Origin of the sequence: Pseudidiomarina insulisalsae (genome assembly GCF_003987065.1) — a bacterium.
GTDB classification, from domain to species: Bacteria; Pseudomonadota; Gammaproteobacteria; order Enterobacterales; family Alteromonadaceae; genus Pseudidiomarina; species Pseudidiomarina insulisalsae.
Map to the genome: position 1 here is coordinate 93076 of NZ_PIPY01000010.1, position 19457 is coordinate 112532.

A 19457-nucleotide genomic window follows, 5' to 3' on the forward strand; every position below is an offset into this window, starting at 1 on the left:
TGGTTGGAGTCAGAAAATGGGTTTTCAATGCCAGCAATTTTATATCAAAGACGATCAATGTGCGATGAAAGTCAGCACCGATAGTCTTATTTTAGGTAGCTATGCTGGTGTGAACGAAGCTCGCTATGCGCTCGATATGGGTACTGGCAGTGGCTTACTGGCACTGATGCTGGCCCAACGGCAACCACAGTTACAGGTGGATGCTTTTGACTGTGATGCAGCTGCCGTGGCGCAGGCAGCAAGCAATGTCGCAGCCAGTCCCTGGCCAGGGCGCGTCAATGTGCAGCAAGGGTGGGTGGAAACCTGGCACGGCGTGCGCAACTATGATCTGATCGTCTGTAATCCGCCTTATTTTAGCGGTCATCCGGCCAGCGAATCAGTCGCACGACAACAGGCGCGGCAAGGACAGGCGACACCGCAACAGTGGCTGCAATGTATTGCGCGTAATCTGCACGAGCAGGGGCTTTGTTACTGGATACTACCCTATTCGCAGGCTGAGGTATGGCAGCGCGAGGCACAGGCCGTGGGCCTATGTCTGAGTGAGCAATTGGCAATCAGGACTACTCAGCGCAAACCGATGAAGCTAGTGGTGCAGGGCTGGCAATGGCAGCCATGTGCGACGGTAAAAAAAGAAGAGATGTTGATTCATGCGACAGATGGAAGTTATAGCAGTGCTTACCGCCAACTGACCGGCGAGTTTTACCTCGCCGGCACTGGCTCGTCGTTAAAGGCCCAGTAGGGCTTTGCCTTGGTTAAACGTAATATCAACCGGAATATTAGCCGCTGATAAGCGCTCCAGGTCGCTTTGCAACTGCGGGCTGACATTGCCCATTTCGGCAAATAACTGGTCCACACCTTCGTAGTCGCCATCACCCTGCAGTATCAGAATCTTCTCTGACAAGCTATTCATGGCCGCCCGCATCGCGTCCATATCGACCGCGTACTGACCCAGGTCGTTGCGGGTAAAGGCGCCGGCATCGGCGAAATAATTAAAGCGAATCATATTTGCTTTGCCGTGCGCGCTTGAAGCACCAAACCGCACCGAACGGAAAATACCCGCCAGGAAGGTCGTGTAATAGTCTTCCAGCTGACCTTCGCTAATGACCCCTTGCTCCAGTAACTGGGTCACCATATAAAGGCCAAGAATATCGGCTTTACCTTCTTCCAGGGCGGAAGCATGCTCCTTCAGTGCCTGCCGCACGGTGCTGCTGCCATCAATGGTGTTCTTGATGCCTAAGCCATGGGCGACTTCATGGAACATGGTATTAGCGAAAAAGGCATCGAAAGTAATATGCTCGCGCTGCCCTGGTACAATCAACTCATTGGCAATCGGCACCAGAATTTCGTCGAACTTGGCGCGCATTGCGTTTTTCAACTGCAGGCGACGAGTGCCTTTTTCGAGCTGCACCTCTTCATCGTTAGGCAGGTTAATAGCAATGGTTTTGCTGCCCGCATTCGAGTGACCCGCGTAGTAGACCACATCATAAGCGTTGAGCTGTGCGCCTGAGCCTGGCATTTCAGCTTTATACTCCGCTGGCACGGGTAGTCCACGCTGGAGTTCTGGCAGATACTGCGCATATTTCTCGAGGCGCTGACTCCATTCCATATCTTTCAGTAAAACATAGGACTCAAAACCTGCCCGATAGCCATATAGCTTATCTTCATAGGTTTCAATGGGACCCATGACGATATCAATGGCGTTATCCGTCATATCCATCCAGGCAAAGTCAGAGGCCTGATAGCTGTTACTTAAAAAGGCATCGGCGCGAAGCTTCAGGTAATTAGCAAAAGACTCGCTTTCTGCCAGCTCGGCGGCCTTACGGAGCAACGCCGCGGCAGCTTGCAGCTCCTCAGTGTATGCCGTGCTATAAGGAATTGCATAAAGCTGGCCATTCTTATTGCGGCGTACCAGAGTATAGAGATCAATTTTGCCGGCAAACTCCGCGGCTTCGAATTCAGCCTTGGTCATGTCCGTCGGATAAAAGTTGGCGCCTTCAGGCTTCGGGCCAAAGCCGGTCAGAAACGGCTCATTATTATTGAGACGATCCCAGGGGCCGTAATTAATTTCAACGAACTTACGCACTTCAGGATCTTCGACTGCAGCCAACAGCTCGTCTCTATCACCCGGATAGGCTTGCTGCCAGAATAAGTCATCCATGATTTTTGAGGCATCAATCAGCAAGCCAATCATCTGTTGCTGGTCATCACTCAGATGACTCAGATCAGCAGTAAGATTGACCGCCTCATAGATATCAAGGCGCGCTGCGGCACCTTCCACCAGTTGATGACTGGCACCTTCAACACCGGCCTGTTGCTCCACCACTGGAGATGGGCTCTGTTGACCACAGGCAGAGAGCAGCATTGCTGCAGCCAGGGCTGTCAGGGAAAAACGCTTGGTCGTCATAATTCACCTTTTAATTCGTTGCGGATCACGAAGTTATTAATCTACGCTGATTTGTTCATTAAATAAACTCACCAACTGTGGATAGAGCTCACGCAGTTCACCACTGAGCAGTGCGAAGTCAGCATCAATTTTCTCCTCAGCGCTTGCGTCGACCAGCTTATCCTGCTCATCCAGCAATCTGTCGGTTGGTTTAAAGCGCTTCATCGCCATGTCCTGTTCCATCACCATACTGAGTCGTTCGGACCAGATGAGTGCAAGCTTCGTAATTTGCTTGCCATGTTCAAGGTGAGCAAGAATCTCTGGACTGGTCAGTTCATGATTTTTACAACGGATAATGCCGCCTTCCTGATCCAAATCACGGAGTTCGGCTTCTTCACCAAACTCAAAGTCTCCCGGAAGCGCGCCATCTTTTAGCCATTTAGTAAAATACAGCTCAGTCGGGTTATCGCTAAACCATGGCTTGACCGGCAGCGAGCCGAGGCTGCCGCGTAATAAGCCCAGAAAGTCCTCGGCCTGATTACTGGCAGAAGCATCGACGACGACAATACGGTGTTGCATGTCGAGCATACCCCAGGTCAGCTTAAAGCGCGTGAATGCCTGCGGTAGTAAGCGATGCACCAGATCCTCTTTCAGCGACTGCTTTTCTTTACCGACTACGCGGCGACCCTGCTCCGCCTCAACCGCTTCAATTTGCTCTTCCAGTTGGGCATTCACGACACTGGCGGGCAGCACTTTCTCTTCTTTGCGCGCGCAGAACAGGTAGCTGTCACCAATTTTATGGAACAGTACCTCGCTGCGTGAACCAAACGGCGATGACCAGCCAAAACTCGCCAGTTCAGTGCGGCCACAGGGTTTAAATTGCTGCTCCGAGAGCGCTGCTTCCAGATCATCGGTAAGTTGAAAGTCATCTGCTAACGTATAAATACGCAAATTACGAAACCACATCTATCGTTCCTTGCTGGGTGTTTGGGGATGGAATTAAGCATCCATAAATTGAATAGGCAGTTCAATGGTATAGGCAAGACCTTCACCCGGTGCTGCCTTGACCGAAATTTTACCGTTAAAGCTTTGCACCACCAGATTATGAATAATATGCGTTCCTAAGCCACTGCCGCCACGTTCACGACGGGTGGTAAAGAACGGATTAAATAGTTGTGCTTGCTGGGCTTCGGTGAGGCCTTTACCGTCGTCATCATACTGCAGGCGCAAGACATCGCCCTGACGTGTGACCCGAAGGCGCATGTGCCCCTGCTGATTGTCATCGAAGGCATGAATAACGGAGTTCAGAATTAAATTCGCCACGATTTGTGCCAGCGCACCGGCATTACAGCGGACATTCAGCTGCTCAGGACAGTCCAGCTCAAGTTGATGCGGCGTGTTTTTAAAGCGCGGACGCAGTGCCTGAATGACACTTTCCAGATAGTCTTTCACGTTGATCACCCGAACCGCGTCGGAAGTCTGATCCACCGCAACCTGTTTGAAGCTGGCCAAAAGTTCAGAGGCACGATTGAGGTTACCCTCTAGCAGGTCGGCACTTTCTTTACCGGCACTCAGGAAATCACGCAGCTGACTCTCGGTCAGTTGCTTCGATTCAAGTGCCTGCTGCATGGCATCGAGTTTTTCGTTCAGTACACTGGCTGCGGTGACGCCAATGCCCAGCGGTGTGCCGACATCATGGGTTATGCCGCCAACCAGGCGTCCTAATGCCGCCAGTTTTTCAGCTTCGATCAGCTGGTCCTGTAAGCGTTCAGAGGCGGTCACGGAAGTCTGCAACTGCTGGTTCGTTTCGCGCAGATCTTCTTCAATAATTTTGCGTTGCCGTATTTCCCGTTCGAGCTTTTCCTGGCGTCGCTCAAGCTCATCTTTACGCCGCTCCAGGTCGGTTAGTACCTGGCTTAAACTTGACGTCTTGCGGGCCACTTCCTGTTCCAGCATGGCGTTTTGATCATCAAGTTGACGGTTGGCCTGCAACAACTGCTGCTGCGTGCGCTTCAAATCGTCCTGATAATCCTCAAGGTTATCCAGAAGCTGGTTATATGCCTGCTCAAGCATCTTAAACTCAGCGTGACGGTTATTTTTCAGATTAATGCGCGAGTGTTCGAGGTCATCGAGCCGGAAGTTACGAATTTGCTGGGTCAACATGTTCATCGGGCGGTTCAGCATGCGGTTAAACGCCAGCATGAACAGCACAATCAAAAAGGTACTTTTAATAATGGCATTGCCAAAGATGAAGTAGAGGCTGAATTTGATCCGTTCAAGCGCGATATCGCGGGTCGAGAAAAGGGTGACATCGCCGACCCGGTTTGAGGTGCCGGCAAATTCAAAAATGATCGACGAGTAATAACCGAATAGCCCGTTATGCTCTTCAATAACAAAGTCTTCGACCTCTGGCGCGAGCGCTAGCGCGTTAATATTCTCAGTCAGGCCAAGCTTAACGATGACATCGCCGGCTTCATCGCGAATCACAATACCGGCAATAGCCGGAATATTGATCAGGCCCTCGGCAATGGCCTCAATTTGGGGATTATTGTATTCCCACAGCGAGCGGGCAACGGAGTTGCTAAAGGTGCTTTGCTGGTTTTGTAATTCTTGCACCAGTTGGCTTTTGGTGTCGAAGTATTCCCCCATGACCTGCACACACGTCACGATCAGCGTCAACACAAAGTAGACTGATAGCACGTTGGTCAGCAGTGATTTGGAAATATTGGTGGTCGTCGACATCGATTCGCCTATTTTTTTGTCTGCTCAGTTTATCCGAACCGGATAGAAGCGCAACCGTTGCGATTGTCACTAAGTCTTCACACTGATGTCACCGGAGTGTCACGAAGGAGCCCTAAAGTGCGTTCACGAAAATCATTTTCGGCTTCACATTTACGGAGATCAACATGAATCGCACGAAAGCTTTTGCTCTGTCAGCAATCACTGCATCAATGATGCTGGTCGGTTGTGGTGGTGACATTAACCTGACCCCGACGTCCATCGATAACTCAACCAACAACCCCGGTGGCGGAAACGCAGATACCAACAACTGTGCTTCTTATGAATCATCAGGCACCACGGTGCGCGGCGAGAAAATCGGCGCCGACTGTGTGTATCCACGTAGCTTCTCAACGCCAGAAAGTCCGATTACCGCTGATATTCGCCTGGTCGAATTGCCAGGTGGCGCGCATGTATTCCCGAACGGCCTGTACATTGGTGAAAATACCGAAGCAACTGCAGAAGTGGAACGCGATGGCCCGACGCTGACGATTGACGCGGGTGTCACCCTGGCGTTTGAAGACGGTGACTCATTCGTGCGTATCGCCCGTGGCGCCAACATTGTTGCCGATGGTAACCGCAATGCGCCGATCACCTTTACTTCAGTTCAGGAAGTGGAAGGTTTTGATATTGCAGACAACGCACGTGGCTTATGGGGTGGTGTCGTCGTTAATGGTTTTGGCATCTCCAATAAGTGTGACCAAAACGATCTGGCAAACTGCGTATTGCAAGGCGAGGGCGGTGCAGGCTTCTATGGCGGCGACGACAATGCTGACGACTCGGGCATCATGCGCTATGTGCTGGTTAAATACGCAGGCTACGAAGTTTCGCTTGATAACGAACTCAACGGTATCACTTTCAACGCAGTAGGTTCAGGCACCACCCTGGAATACATCCAGGTGCATAACAACCTTGACGACGGTATCGAGTTTTTTGGTGGCGCGGCCAATGTTAAAAATGTGGTATTAACCGGCAATGACGATGACTCACTGGACTGGGCTGACGGCTGGCAAGGCAAGATTCAGTACATTCTGGTAAAACATGCGGACGATCGTGCTAACCGCGCAATTGAAGCCGACGGTAACAGCGGCAATAACGATGCGACACCCTACTCTGACCCAATCATTGCCAACTTCACTTCAATTGGCTCACTGACTGCGACGGACGGTTCTGATGAATCTGAAGGCGTGTTGTTACGTGAAGGTACCCGCGGCGCACTTTATAACTTCCTGATCACGGAAGCGCGTGGTGAGTGTCTGGAAATCGACAATACCGCCACTTTGGCGAATGCCAACGCTGGCGAGTTAACCATTGCCAACTCAGCAATCGCATGTAGCGAAAACTTCAAAGATACCGAGACTCAAGACTGGTATCAGGCAGACGCAACCAACGTCACCCTGGATGAAATGGCGACGGTATTGACCTCAGGCTATGTGACTGCGAGTGACATCACCGACGCTTCCGGCACCCCGGTCACAGTGAATCCTAAGACTGACCTAAGCACCATCGACCCGTTCTTTGACGATGTCGACTTTATTGGTGCGGTCAGTGAAGACAACGACTGGACCAATGGCTGGACAGTAGGCCTGCGCGACTAATCAAGGAATTGCGGCACAAGGATGTGCACCTTCTCCTCGTAATTTCTCAGTCACGCATACGGAGTTTCCAATGAAAAAGCAGGCTATTTTAACGCAAAGTAAGCTGGGGCTCGCCATCGCGCTGGCGCTTGCCGGACCATTTGCTTATGCGCAGCAACAAGAACAAACGTCGGACACCGCTATTGAAGAAGTCGTCACCACTGGCGCGCGTTTGCAAGGTTCTGCGGCCGCGGTGGTCGAAGAGCGTAAGGCACAAGCCTTCGTTGCCGACATTCTTGGTGCTGAACAGATTTCCCGCACGGGTGACAGCGATGCGGCGGCAGCTTTGCGCCGGGTCACCGGTTTAACGCTGGTTGACGGTAAGTTTATTTACGTGCGCGGCTTAGGTGAGCGCTATTCAAGCACACAACTGAACGGTGCCTCGGTACCTTCACCTGACCCAACGCGTAATGTGATTCCGCTGGATATGTTCCCGGCGAGCATCATCGAAAGCATGGCGGTACAAAAATCTTATTCGCCCGACATGCCGGCGAACTTCGGCGGCGGTAACGTGGATATCCGCACGATTTCCATTCCCACCGAGGAAACCTTCGAAGTATCGGTCGGCACCGGCTGGAACACTAACTTTTCCGACGACGGTCTTACTTATGCTGGCGGTGATGACGACTGGCTCGGAAAAGACGATGGCACCCGCGCGCTGCCTCAGGCGATGCGTGATGCGCTGGCGCGTTATCAGGAGTCCATTAACACCGCAAGTATTGCCAGTTATGAGGGGATCTCGTTTGCTGAAGCAGCGGCAATCAATCGTCAGTTAGGCGCCTCTCTCAATACCCAAAATGAGGTTTACAGTAAGTCGTTAAGTCCCGATATAAAGGGCTCGTTAACCTATGGCAACAGCTATGACACCGGTCATGACGTCACCTTCGGCTTTCTCGCCGGGGTGGACTACGATAACAGTTGGACCAATAACGAAGAAACTGAAGAAGTACTTGGCATTGCCAACGGCGAGACCGTGGTCAATCAGCGCAGCGAGACGCGGGTCACGACACAGGATGTGGAGCTGAGCGGTATTCTTAACTTCGGCATTAAGGTTGGCGATTATCATCGCCTGGAAGCCTCGACGATTTTCCTGCGTAATACTGCAGATCGGGTCGAACAGGGCGGCATCGAGACACCTAACTCAATCGATGAAACCGATTTGAGCTACTACGACACCGATATCCGCTATGAGCAGCGCGAGTTACTCACAAATCAGATACGTGGTTCGCATTACTTTCCGCAGTTGGCTGGTTTTGCGCTTGACTGGCAGTACGCTGATTCGCGTGCCAGCCGTGATGCTCCGGGTGAAATCTTCTACCGCCAGATTAACAATCGTGATTTAGGCGAAGGCATTGGTGAACTTGCTTTCCAACAGACGCGCACAGCAACTACTTTGCAGTATCAGACGCTGAAAGATGATGCGCAGGACTGGCGTGTTGATGGCGAGTTACCCTGGTATGTGGGCGACATGGAGGTACTATTAAAAGGCGGCGGCCAGGTCTCCAAAAAAGCGCGTTCATCGTTCTCACGGCGCTATGCGTTAAGCGCTGAACAAGTTGCCAACGAGGAACTGGTTGGCGTAGATTACAACGACTTGTTCAGTGACGCCAATATCCTGGACGACGACTTCGGTTTAGCCCTGTACGGTGCTCCCACTTCAACCGATCCGAACTATCTGGCGGCACAACAAATTGAAGCTGGCTATGGTATGGCCGATGTGCAGTTGAATTCTGACTGGCGTATCAGCGGTGGTGTGCGCTGGGAGCAATATACTCAGGTCGCTGCGCAACTTGATATCCGTAGCATGACAATGATTGGTGATATTAAGGAAGCAGGACGCGTCGAGGACGATTTGTACGGTTCGCTGGCAGTTACCTATGCGCTGAATGATGAAATGCAGTTGCGCTTTGGTTACGGCAGCACCGTGGTACGGCCTGATCTGCGCGAATTGACTGAGGTCATTTTCGTCGACCCGTTAACCGACTTCAAAGTTCGAGGCAACAGTGATCTGGTGACCACAGATATCGATAACTTCGATGTACGTTGGGAATGGTACCTGCCATCCGGCGAAAATTACTCGGTGGCGATGTTTTATAAAGATCTGGCCAATCCGATTGAAGCTGTTGAGGCCAAAGGTACCGATTCGGACCGCGTCATTACCTTCCTGAACGGGCAGTCAGGCGAAGTTTATGGCGTTGAGTTTGAGTTTCTGAAAGATCTGACAGCACTTACCGACGGCCTGTTTGTTTCAGGTAACCTGACCCTTTCAGATTCTGAAATCAGCATTGCCAATACCGGTAACGTTGAACTCACCAACAATACCCGACGCATGACCGGACACTCAAAATACGTCACTAACTTGCAGTTAGGTTATGATTCGCTGAATGGCGAACACAGTGCCTCACTTATCTACAACGTAGCCGGTGAACGCATTGCCTTTGCCGGAGTAAAACAAGGTGAGCTGGGCATCGACGATGCTTTCGAACAACCTTTCCACAGCCTGGATCTGGTCTATACCTTTTATCCTGACTTCAACTCGAAGGTAAAATTCAAGGTACAGAACATGCTCGGCGAAGATGTTGAAATTGAACAAAACGGACGTTTAATTCAAAGTCGTAGTGTGGGAACAAGCTTCACTCTTGAGTACAGCTATGCGTTCTGATGTGGCAACGCATGAGGATGCAATAAAATGGGAGCTTCGGCTCCCGTTTTTTCAAGGCAAAAGCGATATTAGTTATTGGATATTGGTTATCGGGGTATTAGTTACTGGATACTGGATACTGGATACTGGAGTTGGTTCTTTGAAGATTGTTTAAAAACCCCAGTGTTTAGTGTTTAATGTTTAACGAATATCCAATATCCACTAACCAATAACTGAAGCCTTTCATGCAAGATATACAGGAAAAACTCGAAACCGCGGAACAATGGCTGGTTGAACGACCCGACATGGATACGCTGACCAAGCTAACGTTACTGTTGGTGGCAGCCTGGATCGCCAACTTCGTGGTGAAGAAAATACTGCTGCGCGGGTTATTGCGGATCTTAACCTACACGCCGGCGGGTAAAGATCGGCAGGCGATAGAGCGTAATATTGTGGCGCGTATTGCTAATGTCGTGCCCGCCGTTGTGATTGCCTTTGGTATCACCTCGGTGCCGAATCTTGCCGAAGAGCTCACGATTGTCGTTACCAATGTCTGTTACGCCTTTGTGGTGATTACCATCGCGCGGGCAATCAGCGGCACTTTGACCATCGTCAACACCTTATATGAGCGCCAGCCCGAGGCGTATGAGCGGCCGATTAAGGGCTACATTCAGGTCGCCAAAATTGTTATCTATGCGGTCGCGACCATTCTTATGGTGGCGGTACTGATTGACAAGTCGCCGGTTATCTTGCTTTCAGGTCTGGGTGCCATGGCTGCGGTGCTCATGCTGGTATTTCAGGATACCTTATTGAGTCTGGTGGCCAGCGTACAAATCACCTCGAATGATATTATTCGCGTGGGTGACTGGGTTGAGATGCCGAACCTCAATGCTGACGGTGAGGTCACTGATATTGCCTTGCACCAGGTGAAAGTTCAGAACTGGGATAAAACCATTACCTTTATTCCTACCCGGCGGTTCATTTCAGATCCTTTTAAGAACTGGCGTGGTATGCAGGAGTCGGGCGGGCGTCGTATCAAACGCAGCTTAGTGCTTGATCAGCAAAGCCTGCATTTTATTACTGACGACGAAATGAAAGCGGTCAAGCGCTTTCGCCTGCTGAAGGACTATTTAAAAGAAAAGCAGCAGGAAATTGATGAGTGGAATCAGCAGCTAAAAGATGAAGGTAGAGAGCCGGTCAATACCCGGCGTATTACCAACATAGGCACTTTCCGTGCCTACGTTAAAAACTACCTGGAAAGCCATCCGAAAGTTCATCGGGAGATGACGCTCATGGTGCGACAGCTGAACCCAACCTCTGACGGCCTGCCGCTGGAAATCTACTGTTTTACCAATACCACCGTGTGGGCTGAATACGAAGGTATTCAATCGGATATTTTCGATCATCTGCTGTCGATATTGCCCGAGTTTGGCTTGCGTGTATTCCAGCACCCAAGTGGTATTGATATGCGGGAAATGACACGAAACCTACACGAAAGTGGCACAAAAGCTTCATCCTGACACAAAACTGACACCTAGAGGTCACTAAGCTGTCACAGAACTGACGTATCTTGCACACCATCATTCACAACGTGTGCAAGGTGTTTCCATGAACCCATGTTTCGCTCGCACGCTGTTGGCTGCGAGTCTTATCGTTAGCTTCAGCGTTGCCAGTTCTCAGACGTTGGCACAGGACCAGGTGCTTGAGCCTGTGGTCGACGCCGCCAATGAAATTAATCAGTCGGCCCGTTCTTCCCAGCTTACCGTTGATAAAATCGCCGATACCACCCAGGAACGGCTGCAGCAGTTCAAGCAGATCAGCCGTCAAATCGAAGGACTTGAGGTCTACGTTCAACAACTACAGAAGCAGATAGCATCGCAGGAAACTGAGCAGGCTGATCTGAATGCTTCGATTGATGAAGTCAGCGTGGTCGAGCGTCAGATCACACCGCTGATGTTACGCATGATAGATAGCTTACGTACCTTCGTTGAGCTGGATGTTCCTTTTCTTCCCGCCGAACGTGCCAACCGTATTGCCAGCCTCGAGGCATTGATGGATCGCGCCAATGTGGATGTGTCCGAAAAGTTTCGTCGGGTAATGGAAGCTTATCAGATCGAGTCTGAATACGGGCGCACCATTGAAGCCTATCACGGTGAAAAAGCCATCGATGGCCAACTTCAGGAAGTTGAGTTCCTGCGTGTGGGCCGCACTGTGCTGATTTATAAAACCCGTAATGGCGATGCGATGGGTGTATGGAACCAGCAGGCGCGCGAATGGCAATCACTTGACAGCAGTTATGCGTCTGACGTGCAAGAAGCTTTGCGAATCGCCCGCAAGCAATTGGCACCCGATCTGTTGATGCTGCCCATCTTCCATCCGCAACCGCAGGCAGGAGAATAATCCATGTTAAAGCTCAAACATCTTATCGCTACTGCAGTGCTCGTGTTTGCTATGCCTGTTACGGCGCAGGAGCCGGTAAATCTTGATCAGTTGCTGCAGCAACTTAAGCAGGGCCAGTTTGCGCAATCGCAAGCGAACCAGGAGCGTGAAGCACGGTTTCGCGCTCAGGCGGAACAACAACAGCAGATGCTGCGCGACGCCATTGCCGAGCGGGATCGGCTTGAGGCTCTGAGCGCCCGGCTCGAAAGCGAGTTTGAAGAAAACGAACGTGATTTGGCAGCTTTGGAAGATGCTCTAACACAGCGTATGGGCTCGCTAAAGGAGCTTTTCGGCGTACTGCAACAGGTCGCGGGTGATACTGCCAGCACCTTGCAAAACTCATATGTGTCGGTGGAATTTCCAGGCCGTAGCGAAGCACTCAGTAATCTCGCACAAAAAATGGGCTCAAGCGCAAAGCTGGCCACCATTGACGAAATTGAGTCGGTCTGGTTTGCCTTGCAGCAAGAGATGACTGAATCAGGCAAGGTGAGTGAGTTTACCACCACGGTCACCCTAGCTGAGGGTGAAAAGGTTGAGAAGCCCGTGATTCGCGTCGGTACATTCAATATGGTCGCCGATGGTAAGTATCTGGAGTTGGTGCCAGGAACTGACGCCGTGGCTGAGCTGGTGCGTCAGCCAGCCGGTCGCTATCTCGCGACGATTGAGGCCTTAGAGCGCGGCGAAGAAAACCCGGTGCGCTTCGGACTCGACCCGACCGGCGGCTCTATCCTTGGCCTTCTGGTGCAGGCGCCAGGCACGATGGAGCGTATCGAGCAGGGTTCGACGGTTGGTTATATCATTCTCGCGTTAGGTGCTATTGGCCTGCTCATTGGGCTGGAGCGCTTTATGACGCTGACTTTTATGGGACGTAAGGTAAAGCGGCAATTGAAACAACAGCAGCCGAGTCAGGACAACCCGCTGGGCCGAGTGATGGCGGTGCAGCAAAAGTATCCGCAGGCAGATACCGAAACCCTTGAGCTGAAACTAAGCGAAGCGATATTGCGTGAGGTTCCGAAGATTACCCGTAATCTGACCTTCATCAAAATTATCTCTGTGGTGGCACCGCTGCTGGGTCTGCTAGGTACCGTAACGGGTATGATCAATACCTTCCAGGCCATTACCTTATTCGGCACCGGTGATCCCAAACTGATGGCGGGTGGCATCTCACAAGCGCTGGTAACCACCGTGCTGGGGCTGGTCGTGGCCATCCCAATGACCTTGCTATTTGCCACCTTAAATACGCGCAGCAAAAACATCGTACATGTATTGCAAGAGCAGGCCTCTGGCATTATCGCGGAGCGCTCTGAGCGGAGCCATTAATTATGGTGTTCTTCATCGACTTTTACAGCGCGATTCAGGACTTTGTGGAAACCGGTGGCCAGGTTTTGCTGGTCATCGGCATCCTCATCTTCGTGATGTGGCTGATGATTCTGGAGCGCATTTTTTATTACACCCGCGGCCATCAGCAAGAAAAGCGCAGAGTTCTGCAAAAATGGCAGCAGCGTAGTGACAAGTCATCCTGGCATGCCGAGCAGATTCGTCAGGCAATGATTTCACGGGTATCGCTGGCATTAGGCGGCAAGTTGCCGGTATTACAGGCTCTGGTTGCCTTATGTCCGCTGCTGGGGCTGATGGGGACAGTGACCGGCATGATCGAAGTATTCGATGTTATGGCGATTTCTGGCACCGGTAACGCCCGTTCGATGGCCGCCGGTGTCTCAAAAGCAACCATTCCCACGATGGCAGGCATGGTGGGAGCCCTGTCGGGCGTATTCGCCACCACCTGGTTACAACGCACAGCAAAACGCGAGCGCATGAAACTCGAAGACCGCATGCTGATGGAACATCACTAGAGGACTGATTTATGAAACAACATTTTGCCAATTTATTGGATGAAGACGAAGCGCAAATCGACATGACGCCGATGCTGGATGTGGTGTTCATTATGCTGATTTTCTTCATTGTTACCGCCACCTTTGTTAAAGAAGCGGGCATTGACGTGAACCGTCCTGAAGCGGCCACAGCGGTACAAAAAGATCGCGCCAATATTCTGGTGGCCATTAGTGACACCAGCGAGATATGGATCAATAAACGCCAGGTTGATGTTCGTGCGGTGCAAGCCAACATTGAACGTCTTTACGCCGAAAACCCCCAAGGATCAGTGGTCATTCAGGCAGACAAGCAAGCAACTACCGAAACCCTTATTAAGGTGATGGACGCCGCGCGTTCGGCCGGGGTCTTTGATGTTTCCATTGCGGCACAGGATGAATAACCCATGCGATTTTTAGCAGCACTTGCCGCCGCCGCTGTGGTGACTTTGGGGCTGTTTTACCTGATGCAGTCGTTTATCACCGGTGGCGAAGGGGCAATGAGTGAACCACCGCGAGGCAGCGTGCTCGACTTTGTGCGGGTCAAGCCAGAAGAGGTCGTGCAGGAAAAGGAACGCAAACCGCAACGACCGCCGGAGCCGGAGCAGCCACCTGAGGACTTGCCGCAACCGCAAATGGACAGCAGCGACTTGCAGCCGGGCGAGGGCAGTTACGATTTCTCTGCGGTAGCGCAAAGTGATACCGGACTCACAGGTGGCATGAATCTTGATGCCAGCGATGGCGAGTATCTGCCTATTGTTAAAGTTCAGGCAGCCTACCCGCGTCGTGCCCTACAGCGCGGCATTGAAGGCTATGTAGTGGTCGAGTTTACCGTGACTAAACAAGGTACCGTGCGGGAACCGCGCGTAGTGGCAGCAGAGCCGGAACAAATCTTCGACCAAGCTGCGCTGGATGCGGTGGTCAAATTCAAATACAAACCACGGGTCGTTAATGGTGAAGCGGTTGAAGTACACGGGGTGCAAAACCGTATTACCTTTGAGATAGATGGTTAGGAGACCAGCCATGCGTAAGTTTTTCATGTTAACCGCCATTGCAATTATGCTGCAGTTAGTCGCAGACCTTGCAGTCGCGCAGGAAACAAAACGCGTACCAGCTTTGCGCGAGCAGGTTTATTCGCAGCTGGCAAGGGCGCAGGAACTTGCCGATAGTGGCGATGTTGATGCGGGGTTGCAGGCCTTGCGCGACGTAGAGTCAAAGCTAAGCAGTATGAACAGCTATGAGCGCGCGATGCTCTGGAATTTCTACGGCTACATGCATTACGGGAAGGACCGGATTGATCAGGCCATTGACTACTTCGCCAAAGTAGTGGCTGAAGACCCCATCCCCGATGCGCTGAAGCAAACGACATTGTTTAGCCTGGCGCAACTGTCTCTGGGGCAGGGCAATTATCAACAAACGCTGGACTATCTGGCGCGCTGGCAGGAGGTAGCTGGAGAAAAAAGCGCGGTGAAGGCGGATGTATTGCGGGCCCAGGCGCTCTACCAAAAAGGCGACTTTGCTGCTGCGTTGGCACCCATTCAACGTGCTATTGCAGCAGCTGAACATGAGGGTAAGGCGGGCGAGGAAAATTGGTACATTTTACAGCGCGCGATCCATTATGAGCTAGGCCAGACCGAAGCGGTTGCGGCGGTGCTGGAGAAGATGATTAAGTATTTTAATAAGCCCGAATACTGGGTGCAGTTGGCCGGCGTACTGGGTCAGTTAGGCCAGGACGAACAACAACTGGCGATGCTGGAAGCAGCCTACCAGCAAGGTTTTCTCGATAAAGGTCAGGACGTGCAAATGCTGGTGCAAAGCTATTTCTTTGCCGGTGTACCTTATAAGGCTGGCAAGGTGATGGAGCAGGCATTAGCTGAAGGCAAACTGGAGGCGGACTTACGTAATTTAAAACTACTTGCGCAAAGCTGGATTGCCGCACGTGAAACCGATCGTGCCGTGGCGGCCTTAGAGCAGGCGGCCGAGCTTAGCAGCGATGGCGATCTGGATGCCCAGCGGGCTCAGGTATTGTTAAACGCACAACGCTACTCAGGGGCTATCGCCGCGGCACAAACTGCTTTGCAAAAAGGTAACCTTGAGCAGCCGGGGAATATGCATCTGGTTATTGGCATGGCTGAGCTTGAGCAAGAAAACTTTAATGCGGCTTTGCAGGCTTTTGCTCAGGCTAAGGCATTTGCCGATGTTCGTAAGGCTGCGGTGCAGTGGGAGCGCTACGCGACGTCAGAAAAAGAGCAGGCAGAGAGGCTTGCGCAACTGCGTGCGTCATAGAAAGGACATAAAAGTTTTATCGAAATGAAGAAAAACTGACACATAGTCATTAAACTGTCATAAAAGTGCCATATCCTGTGTGCGACTTGTGGCCGGGGCGTTCCGGCATCCGCACGAATTCTGTAAATAATGGTGGTGTTTATGACAGCAAAAACTTCTATTTTAATGATGCTTCCGTTGGCTTTAGCGACGAGTACAGCTGTTGCTCAGGATGAGCAGTCGGTAAGCTTTGACTTTTACGGTAAAGCAAACCTCTCTGTACAAAGCAATGATGAGGGAAGCGGTAGCGAAACCGTATTGGAAAGTAATGCTTCGCGCATTGGTGTAAAAGGCGGCAGCGAACTGAATGACGGACTGGAAGTTATTTACCAATTGGAATGGGAAGTTGACCTGGCTGACCTCGGTGGTGACAATAACTTAAAATCGCGTAACCAGTATGTGGGATTACGCGGCAACTTTGGTGAGTTCACCGTTGGTCGACGTGATACCGTGCTGAAAACGTTGCAGGGCGACCTTGATCAGTTCAACGACTACGAAGCTGATATCAAGTCTTTGTTTGAGGGCGAAAACCGGACCAGCAATACGCTTTCTTACTACTCGCCTGCTTTTGCCGACGTCCGTGTTGCGGGTTCGATCGTACTGAGCGAAGAAGAGACTCAGGACGACGGCTACTCACTGGCGCTGACCTATGGTGACGATGAGCTGGACAGTACGCCGTATTACTTTGGTGCTGCAATCGATCGAGATGTCGATGGTTATGATGTTGAACGTCTGATTGGTTACACCAAGGTGGCAGATACTATGTTCGGCTTAATGTGGCAACAACAGCAGGAAGTTGACGGCAGCAACGAAGCAGACGGTTTTGTGGCGAGTGTGCAGCAGCCTTTTGGCCGCTTCAGCGTAAAAGCGCAGTATCAGATGATGGACTTTGTTGATGGCGAAGACGACTCCATTGCCTTAGGCGTGGACTACAAACTGGCGAAAAGCACGAAAGTTTTCGCCTGGTACACAGGTCGCGATCTCGACACTTTGGCAGAAGAGCAAACTTATTTTGCAGTGGGCTTAGAGCATAAGTTCTAAAGTCTGATTTCTCTCTGTCGCTAAAGACTTGTAAACTATCGCCATCATTCTCTGACAACGTGAACGATGGCGAACTTTCTTTATATTGCTGGCTATCTGATTATTGGCTTATTGCTGCGTCGTAGCCGGCAATTTCCGCAAAATACCGGGCAGATTCTGAATGCTTACGTGATTTACGTGGCATTACCTGCACTGGTTATTCAAAAAATCCCGCTACTGACATTCGGTAAAGAGCTGCTATTCCCGGCATTAATGCCCTGGATACTGCTTCTGCTTACCGTCCCGCTGGTACTTTGGATTGCGCGCTGGCGCAACTGGTCGCGGACCACAACAGGCGCGATGCTTATTGTCATTCCTTTGGGAAATACGTCGTTCGTGGGCTTTCCGATGATCGAAGCCTTTTTTGGCGCTGAGGGTATCCCCTATGCCTTGCTTTACGATCAGCTGGGCTCATTTTTCATATTGTCTATTTATGCCACTATCATCGCTGCGATATACAGCCGTAGCGAAGGTGAGCAGGCGCAGCGTCCGGACGCGCGAACCATTGCCTGGAAAATCATTCGCTTTCCGCCTTTTGTCGCGCTGATCGCCGCACTGCTGTTACGGGGTATTGAATATCCACAGGTGATGCAACATTTTGTCGACTCACTGGCGGTTACGCTGGTGCCGGTGATCATGGTGGCGGTGGGCTTTCAGTTACGTTTTCGCTTGCCCCAGGAAGATCGCGGGCCACTGATATGGGCATTGGCGCTTAAGCTGGGCCTGACGCCACTGCTGGCGCTGGTCATGCTGGCTGGATTCGATTTAAGTGAGCTGGCGGTACAAGTCACCATCATGGAAGCAGCGATGCCGGCGATGATATCCGCCGGCGCGCTGGCGATTATGGCGGGGTTGGCACCGACCCTCGCTGCGGCGGTGGTTGGCTATGGCGTAATCTTATGCTTTCTGACATTGCCTTTCTGGTACTTTACTCTGCAGTTTTTGCAGGGGCTTTAATGGCGCTGAACTCACCCTCCGCGACACGTATGGAAAAGCGTTCGTCCGTTGCCAGTTGCTCGGGGCTGCGAATCAGCTCACCACGTTCAGATCGCACCACCGCGTAGCCACGGGCGATGGTCTGTAATGGACTCACCAGGTGCAGATTCTGCGCTGCGTTTTGTTGCCGTTGCCGCCAGGCTTTCAGGGTTTGCTGTATTGCCAGCCCCGCGCGGCGTTGTAATTCACTCAATTGTTGTTGCCGCGGTTTAAGCTGACGTTGCGGATGCAGCACCTGTAGCCGTTGTCTCTGGTAAGCCAGGCGTTGTTGTGCTTGCTTGTGATTGCGGACAATGGCGCCGTTGGCACGGCCCATCAGCTCATCAATACGCTGACTATGCTGCTGTAGGCGCCGCTGTGGGTGCTGCTGCTCCAGCCGGTGTTGCCAGTGCTGCAGGCTTTGCTGGATAAAGTTACGCTGCCGGCGCCAGTACTGTTGCAGGCGGTGATCAAGCTGTTGCAAACGTTGCAGTGTTTCACGCTGATCGCGGCTGACCAGTTCCGCCGCAGCTGATGGCGTGGGCGCGCGCACGTCGGCGACATAATCGGCAATGGTGAAGTCGACCTCGTGCCCCACAGCGCTAATAAGTGGCAGCGGACAGCTATGCATAGCGTAGGCCAGCTGCTCATCGTTAAAGCACCAGAGATCTTCTAATGAACCGCCGCCGCGGGCCATAATCAGAACGTCCACTTCATTGCGGGCGATGGCGCGTTGCAACGCAAACAGCAGGTCATTTACTGCCGCCTGCCCCTGCACCGCACTTGGATAAATAATGACTTCAACGCGTGGGTCGCGCCGCTTTAATACGGCCAGAATATCGCGAACAGCGGCGCCAGTCGGCGAGGTAATAACGCCCACCCGACGAATTTCTGCGGGTAAAGGTTGCTTATGTTCTTCGGCGAAAAGGCCTTCGCTTTGCAATTTGTGCTTCAGTTGCTCGTAGCGTTGTTGTAGCAGACCAGCACCGGCATCTTCCATATGCTCGACAATCAACTGATAATCACCGCGCGGTTCATAAACCGTTAGCTTTGCCCATACCAGCACTTGCATACCATGTTGCGGCCGCACTTTGGCCCGTTGATTGGCATTACGGAACATGGCCGCGCGAATCTGCGCGTGTTGATCTTTCAGGGTGAAATACCAGTGGCCGGAGCCAGGTGAGGCGAAGTTCGAAATTTCACCAATCAGCCAGATGGAGCCAAAGCCACGTTCAAGTACCTGCCGTACTTCGGCATTTAATTGGGCGACGGTAAAAATAGCGGCCTGGGTCATGTCCTTGAACCTATACAAAGTGAAAAAATAAGTTTAC

At 51.7% G+C, this 19457-nt stretch carries 16 protein-coding genes; 12 read left to right on the forward strand and 4 right to left on the reverse strand.

Features of this window, described 5'->3' with window-relative positions; genetic code table 11:
* The first annotated feature begins 16 nt into the window (after positions 1–16).
* Complete coding sequence (locus CWI71_RS10135) at positions 17–739, forward strand: tRNA1(Val) (adenine(37)-N6)-methyltransferase (RefSeq protein ID WP_126755148.1); 723 nt, start codon at positions 17–19, stop codon at positions 737–739.
* Here the strand turns inward: CWI71_RS10135 and CWI71_RS10140 are convergent.
* The 3 genes from CWI71_RS10140 to CWI71_RS10150 are packed head-to-tail and all read right to left on the reverse strand — an operon-like array spanning position 725 to position 5125.
* Complete coding sequence (locus CWI71_RS10140) at positions 725–2404, reverse strand: dipeptidyl-peptidase 3 family protein (RefSeq protein WP_126755149.1); 1680 nt, start codon at positions 2402–2404, stop codon at positions 725–727. The genes CWI71_RS10135 and CWI71_RS10140 overlap by 15 nt on opposite strands.
* Positions 2405–2440: 36 nt before the next feature.
* On the reverse strand, positions 2441–3349 hold the full coding sequence (rdgC, locus tag CWI71_RS10145; protein WP_126755150.1) for a recombination-associated protein RdgC: 909 nt from the start codon (positions 3347–3349) through the stop codon (positions 2441–2443).
* Between the two features lie 33 nt (positions 3350–3382).
* The gene (locus CWI71_RS10150; RefSeq protein ID WP_126755151.1) at positions 3383–5125 is read right to left on the reverse strand and encodes a sensor histidine kinase; all 1743 of its coding nucleotides are present in this window, start codon (positions 5123–5125) and stop codon (positions 3383–3385) included.
* A gap of 164 nt (positions 5126–5289) precedes the next feature.
* Between CWI71_RS10150 and CWI71_RS10155 the strand changes: the two genes are divergently transcribed.
* The 11 genes from CWI71_RS10155 to CWI71_RS10205 all read left to right on the forward strand — a co-directional run bounded on the left by CWI71_RS10155 (position 5290) and on the right by CWI71_RS10205 (position 18108).
* Positions 5290–6759, forward strand: a complete 1470-nt coding sequence (locus CWI71_RS10155) for a hypothetical protein (RefSeq protein ID WP_126755152.1) — start codon at positions 5290–5292, stop codon at positions 6757–6759.
* A 70-nt stretch (positions 6760–6829) separates the two neighbouring features.
* Positions 6830–9460 carry a TonB-dependent receptor domain-containing protein gene (locus CWI71_RS10160; RefSeq protein WP_126755153.1) on the forward strand — a complete coding sequence of 877 codons (2631 nt, stop codon included), beginning with the start codon at positions 6830–6832 and terminating at the stop codon, positions 9458–9460.
* A 224-nt stretch (positions 9461–9684) separates the two neighbouring features.
* Positions 9685–10959: a mechanosensitive ion channel family protein gene (locus CWI71_RS10165; protein WP_126755154.1), complete on the forward strand. Its 1275-nt coding sequence runs from the start codon at positions 9685–9687 to the stop codon at positions 10957–10959.
* A 163-nt stretch (positions 10960–11122) separates the two neighbouring features.
* Positions 11123–11839: a DUF3450 domain-containing protein gene (locus tag CWI71_RS10170; RefSeq protein ID WP_420849299.1), complete on the forward strand. Its 717-nt coding sequence runs from the start codon at positions 11123–11125 to the stop codon at positions 11837–11839.
* Positions 11840–11842: 3 nt separating this feature from the next.
* Positions 11843–13198: a MotA/TolQ/ExbB proton channel family protein gene (locus CWI71_RS10175; protein ID WP_126755156.1), complete on the forward strand. Its 1356-nt coding sequence runs from the start codon at positions 11843–11845 to the stop codon at positions 13196–13198.
* Positions 13199–13200: 2 nt separating this feature from the next.
* The gene (locus CWI71_RS10180; RefSeq protein ID WP_126755157.1) at positions 13201–13731 is read left to right on the forward strand and encodes a MotA/TolQ/ExbB proton channel family protein; all 531 of its coding nucleotides are present in this window, start codon (positions 13201–13203) and stop codon (positions 13729–13731) included.
* Positions 13732–13742: 11 nt separating this feature from the next.
* A complete protein-coding gene (locus CWI71_RS10185; RefSeq protein WP_126755158.1) occupies positions 13743–14150 on the forward strand; it encodes an ExbD/TolR family protein in 408 nt (135 codons plus the stop codon).
* A gap of 3 nt (positions 14151–14153) precedes the next feature.
* On the forward strand, positions 14154–14759 hold the full coding sequence (locus tag CWI71_RS10190; protein ID WP_126755159.1) for an energy transducer TonB: 606 nt from the start codon (positions 14154–14156) through the stop codon (positions 14757–14759).
* 10 nt (positions 14760–14769) lie between these two features.
* The gene (locus tag CWI71_RS10195) at positions 14770–16032 is read left to right on the forward strand and encodes a tetratricopeptide repeat protein (protein ID WP_126755160.1); all 1263 of its coding nucleotides are present in this window, start codon (positions 14770–14772) and stop codon (positions 16030–16032) included.
* Between the two features lie 141 nt (positions 16033–16173).
* The gene (locus tag CWI71_RS10200; protein WP_157981091.1) at positions 16174–17112 is read left to right on the forward strand and encodes a porin; all 939 of its coding nucleotides are present in this window, start codon (positions 16174–16176) and stop codon (positions 17110–17112) included.
* A 66-nt stretch (positions 17113–17178) separates the two neighbouring features.
* Positions 17179–18108 carry an AEC family transporter gene (locus tag CWI71_RS10205; protein WP_126755162.1) on the forward strand — a complete coding sequence of 310 codons (930 nt, stop codon included), beginning with the start codon at positions 17179–17181 and terminating at the stop codon, positions 18106–18108.
* Here CWI71_RS10205 and xseA read toward each other — a convergent pair.
* Positions 18080–19420 carry an exodeoxyribonuclease VII large subunit gene (xseA, locus tag CWI71_RS10210; protein WP_126755163.1) on the reverse strand — a complete coding sequence of 447 codons (1341 nt, stop codon included), beginning with the start codon at positions 19418–19420 and terminating at the stop codon, positions 18080–18082. The genes CWI71_RS10205 and xseA overlap by 29 nt on opposite strands.
* Between the last annotated feature and the right edge of the window lie 37 nt (positions 19421–19457).

Bases quoted from the DNA above. Each gene is read 5' to 3' on its own strand.
- CWI71_RS10165 (WP_126755154.1), top strand. From the start codon at position 9,685: ATGCAAGATATACAGGAAAAACTCGAAACCGCGGAACAATGGCTGGTT.
- CWI71_RS10180 (WP_126755157.1), top strand. From the start codon at position 13,201: ATGGTGTTCTTCATCGACTTTTACAGCGCGATTCAGGACTTTGTGGAA.
- CWI71_RS10190 (WP_126755159.1), top strand. From the start codon at position 14,154: ATGCGATTTTTAGCAGCACTTGCCGCCGCCGCTGTGGTGACTTTGGGG.
- xseA (WP_126755163.1), bottom strand. From the start codon at position 19,420: ATGACCCAGGCCGCTATTTTTACCGTCGCCCAATTAAATGCCGAAGTA.
- CWI71_RS10155 (WP_126755152.1), top strand. From the start codon at position 5,290: ATGAATCGCACGAAAGCTTTTGCTCTGTCAGCAATCACTGCATCAATG.
- CWI71_RS10185 (WP_126755158.1), top strand. From the start codon at position 13,743: ATGAAACAACATTTTGCCAATTTATTGGATGAAGACGAAGCGCAAATC.
- CWI71_RS10140 (WP_126755149.1), bottom strand. From the start codon at position 2,404: ATGACGACCAAGCGTTTTTCCCTGACAGCCCTGGCTGCAGCAATGCTG.
- CWI71_RS10195 (WP_126755160.1), top strand. From the start codon at position 14,770: ATGCGTAAGTTTTTCATGTTAACCGCCATTGCAATTATGCTGCAGTTA.
- CWI71_RS10200 (WP_157981091.1), top strand. From the start codon at position 16,174: ATGACAGCAAAAACTTCTATTTTAATGATGCTTCCGTTGGCTTTAGCG.
- rdgC (WP_126755150.1), bottom strand. From the start codon at position 3,349: ATGTGGTTTCGTAATTTGCGTATTTATACGTTAGCAGATGACTTTCAA.
- CWI71_RS10205 (WP_126755162.1), top strand. From the start codon at position 17,179: ATGGCGAACTTTCTTTATATTGCTGGCTATCTGATTATTGGCTTATTG.
- CWI71_RS10175 (WP_126755156.1), top strand. From the start codon at position 11,843: ATGTTAAAGCTCAAACATCTTATCGCTACTGCAGTGCTCGTGTTTGCT.
- CWI71_RS10150 (WP_126755151.1), bottom strand. From the start codon at position 5,125: ATGTCGACGACCACCAATATTTCCAAATCACTGCTGACCAACGTGCTA.
- CWI71_RS10135 (WP_126755148.1), top strand. From the start codon at position 17: ATGGGTTTTCAATGCCAGCAATTTTATATCAAAGACGATCAATGTGCG.
- CWI71_RS10160 (WP_126755153.1), top strand. From the start codon at position 6,830: ATGAAAAAGCAGGCTATTTTAACGCAAAGTAAGCTGGGGCTCGCCATC.